A 3,712-nucleotide genomic window follows, 5' to 3' on the forward strand; every position below is an offset into this window, starting at 1 on the left:
TACATTTGATTGTTGATGCACATGGCAATCCTATTGATTTCATGATTACCGATGGAACCACACATGATGTTAAAGTTGCGCCTGATTTAATATCAACATTAGATTTAAAAGAGACAAAAGTGGTATGTGCAGATAAAGGCTATGATTCAGAACCACTGCGTGAACAGATCAGGAAAACAGGGACTAAAGCGAATATACCAAAGAAAACGAATAGCCAATCGAACAATGACCATATGGACTGGTATTTATATAAAATCAGGCATTTAGTTGAAAATATGTTTTGTAGATTAAAGCAATTTAGAGGAATAGCTACTCGATATGACAAGCTCAAAAGAAATTATCAAAGTTCTGTTGCCTTAGTCTGTATATTTTTATGGCTACCGTTATAGGGTTAATTATGAACAGTAAGTGTCAACAGACCCTATTCAATCATGAGGGAAGCATTTGCTCCCCTTTTTTTTGATCTTTAATTTTAGATATTTTGATTAAAAGTATCGCAAGCAGACATCTGACCTGATTTCAGACCGGTATTAAACCATTTTACCCGCTGTGCACTGGTACCGTGAGTAAAGCTGTCTGGTACGACATGGCCTTGTGCCTTTTTCTGCAGATAATCATCACCGATCTTGTGTGCCGCATCCATGGCTTCCTGTACATCACCCTGCTCCAGGAACTGAGTACGCTCATGGTTATGATAAGCCCATACCCCAGCCAGACAATCTGCCTGTAGTTCTTGACGTACAGAAAGCTGATTGCCCTGTGCTTGAGTGGCTTGTTGACGTGCCTGCTGTACCTGTGAAGAAATACCTAAAATGGTCTGGATATGATGCCCCACCTCATGCGCTACCACATAGGCTTGAGCAAAATCACCTGCCTGATCATTGCGAGATAACTCGGTTGAGTTCTGTTCCCCACTGATTCCCATCTGAGTACGCATATCTTTAAAGAATGCCGTATCAATATAAACTTTCTGGTCTGCCGGACAGTAAAAAGGTCCCATGGCCGATTGCGCCGTACCACAACCAGAATTTACCACACCACTAAATAAAACCAGTTTGGGTGCAGTATATTGCTGGTTCAATTGCTGCTGGAATACTTGAGACCAGGTATCTTCTGTATCGGCAAGCACAGTTCCTACAAAATCAATCGCTTCTTGCTGCTCTGGCGTTGGATTTTCCAGGCCCCGTGTTTCTGCACTAGAAACACCTTGTGTGACCTGCTTGGTGGTTTGATAGGCTTGCTGTGGATCAACGCCAAAAAACTTCCAGGCCACGAAAGCAATAATCAACCCGAGAATACTGATTCCACCGGCTTTGGCACCTCCGCCACGACGGTCTTCTACATTGCTACTAACACGACGTCCTTTCCAGCGCATAGTGAGATTCCTTATAGTTTAAATTCAGTTTATTTTAACGGGCCTGCTTTATGCCTGCTTTGGTTTCGATCTGATTTTTTGAATAAAGCCAATCAAGATAAATACGATTAACCCTGCCACAAAACCAATCACCAGATTAATAAATGTAGGCGTAACAGCCCCTACAATGCTTCCTAGGCTAGGAATATGCTCTACATACTCAACTGAATCTTCAGTGAAATGATGAAACCATGGAATGGTATGGGCAATAATCCCTCCACCGACCAGGAACATCGCAATCGTACCTACAATCGTCAGGGTTTTCATCAATTTAGGGGCAAAAGCCAGCAATCCACGGCCTACACTTTGTTTGAAGCTGGATGCCTGTTTAGTCAGGTACAAGCCTAAATCATCAATTTTAACAATCATGGCAACGAAGCCGTACACCCCGACTGTCATTAATATGGCAATCCCTGCCAGTACGATGACCTTGGTGGTAAAAGCTGCGGCTGCCACGGTGCCCAAAGAAATCACTACAATTTCCGCAGACAAAATAAAGTCAGTTCGGATCGCACCCTTAATTTTCTCTTTTTCAAATGTGGCTAAATCGGTTTCGATCGTAGTGAATTCAGCCTCAGCGTCTTCTTCAGTCTTGACTTTCTTATGCTTTAAGCTATGCAGGACTTTTTCTACGCCTTCATAACAGAGAAACAGGCCACCAATCATCAGTAAAGGATTGATTAACCAGGGTGCAACCAAACCAATAAGTAAAGCCAGAGGAACAAGAATCAGCTTATTAATAAAAGAACCTTTCGCTACTCCCCACACTACAGGAAGTTCACGTTCTGCCCGTACACCGCTGACTTGCTGGGCATTTAATGCCAAGTCATCCCCCAAGACACCTGCCGTCTTTTTTGCAGCCATCTTGCTCATCACGGCAACATCGTCTAAAACAGTCGCAATATCATCCAATAATATTAATAAGCTGCTCGCCATTTTTGTTATCCTTATCATCTTTAGACATATTTTAATGAAAATATTTAAAAAATATTGTATTCACTTGTTTAATTAATAAGATTTTTTTACTGCGGCTTTTTTTCTGGCTGACATTCAAAAACAGAATGCCGTACAATGTGGCCATTCGTTAAAATATAGATGTAGTACAGACTACTTTTTGGAATAGATAATGAGTAATCAAGATAATCGTCCAGTAATCTTGACTGGCGACCGTCCTACCGGACAGCTTCACCTTGGCCATTTTGTCGGTTCATTACGCTCTCGCGTAGGTTTACAAGATTCTCACCATCAACATTTGTTACTCGCTGATGCTCAAGCCCTGACAGATAATGCAGACAACTTTGAAAAAGTACGTCGCAATATTATTGAAGTAGCAACAGATTATCTGGCTGTCGGTATTGATCCAACCAAAACTACTATCTGTGTTCAGTCTTGCCTGCCAGCCTTAAACGAACTGACGATGCTCTATCTGAACTTTGTGACAGTTTCACGTCTAGAGCGCAACCCGACCATTAAATCAGAAATTCAGATGCGTGGTTTTGAGCGTGATATTCCTGCAGGTTTCTTATGCTATCCAGTGGCTCAAGCAGCAGATATCACAGCCTTTAAAGCAACTGTAGTTCCGGTGGGCGAAGACCAGATTCCAATGATCGAACAGACCAATGAGATTGTACGTCGCCTTAACCGTCAGATTGGCCGTGAATTACTGCCTGAATGTAAAGCGCTGCTTTCTAATGTGGGACGCTTACCAGGTTTTGACGGTAAAGCGAAAATGTCTAAATCATTAGGTAATACTATTGTTCTAGATGCCTCTGACAAAGACATCAAAAAAGCTGTCAATGCGATGTATACCGATCCGAATCACCTTCGCATCGAAGATCCAGGCCAGGTTGAAGGCAATGTGGTATTTACTTACCTGGATGCATTCGACACCAATAAAGAAGAACTGGAAGAACTGAAAGCACATTATCGCCGTGGTGGTTTAGGTGATGGTACGGTGAAAAAACGTCTGGAAGGTATTCTGAAAGAGCTGATCGGTCCAATTCGTGAACGTCGGATGGAACTGGCCAAAGATCCGGATTACATCATGGATATTTTGAAAACGGGTACAGATAAATGCCGTGACATTACACAGGCCACTTTAGATGAAGTGAAAACAGGCTTAGGTGTTTTCCATTTCTAAGCTAGACAATATTTAAAAAAGCCCTTCATAAAGTAATGCCAGTCAGTTAAGAGATTGACTGGCATTTTTTTGGGTATTTCTGTGGTTTCCCTTTCACAACTCGTGGGTAGTTTCTACTTCTTTTTTTCGGTAAAACATACCTTTTAGATTTTTCCATT

Annotated in this window: 3 protein-coding genes and 1 pseudogene; 2 read left to right on the top strand and 2 right to left on the bottom strand. The window is 41.9% G+C overall.

Translation table 11 applies throughout. The features are described from left to right. Positions 1 to 408, top strand: a pseudogene (locus FTV34_RS16730) (IS5-like element ISAba31 family transposase); the annotation flags it as partial. 64 nt (positions 409 to 472) lie between these two features. Here FTV34_RS16730 and FTV34_RS16735 read toward each other — a convergent pair. Together FTV34_RS16735 and FTV34_RS16740 are read right to left on the bottom strand one after the other, a co-directional pair. Further along, a complete protein-coding gene (locus FTV34_RS16735) occupies positions 473 to 1,375 on the bottom strand; it encodes a neutral zinc metallopeptidase (protein ID WP_159122819.1) in 903 nt (300 codons plus the stop codon). 48 nt (positions 1,376 to 1,423) lie between these two features. Next, complete coding sequence (locus tag FTV34_RS16740) at positions 1,424 to 2,350, bottom strand: DUF808 domain-containing protein (protein ID WP_180070830.1); 927 nt, start codon at positions 2,348 to 2,350, stop codon at positions 1,424 to 1,426. A 190-nt stretch (positions 2,351 to 2,540) separates the two neighbouring features. On the opposite strand from FTV34_RS16740, the gene trpS reads away from it, so the two are divergent. Then, entirely contained in the window at positions 2,541 to 3,554 is a 1,014-nt protein-coding gene (gene trpS, locus FTV34_RS16745; protein ID WP_005234596.1) for a tryptophan--tRNA ligase, read from the top strand. Positions 3,555 to 3,712: the final 158 nt, after the last annotated feature.

Origin of the sequence: Acinetobacter sp. YH16038, from assembly GCF_013417275.1 — a bacterium.
In the GTDB taxonomy this organism is placed as follows: Bacteria; Pseudomonadota; Gammaproteobacteria; order Pseudomonadales; family Moraxellaceae; genus Acinetobacter.

Excerpts from the sequence above, each read along its gene's own strand:
- trpS (WP_005234596.1), top strand. The coding sequence starts at position 2,541 with ATGAGTAATCAAGATAATCGTCCAGTAATCTTGACTGGCGACCGTCCT.
- FTV34_RS16740 (WP_180070830.1), bottom strand. The coding sequence starts at position 2,350 with ATGGCGAGCAGCTTATTAATATTATTGGATGATATTGCGACTGTTTTA.
- FTV34_RS16735 (WP_159122819.1), bottom strand. The coding sequence starts at position 1,375 with ATGCGCTGGAAAGGACGTCGTGTTAGTAGCAATGTAGAAGACCGTCGT.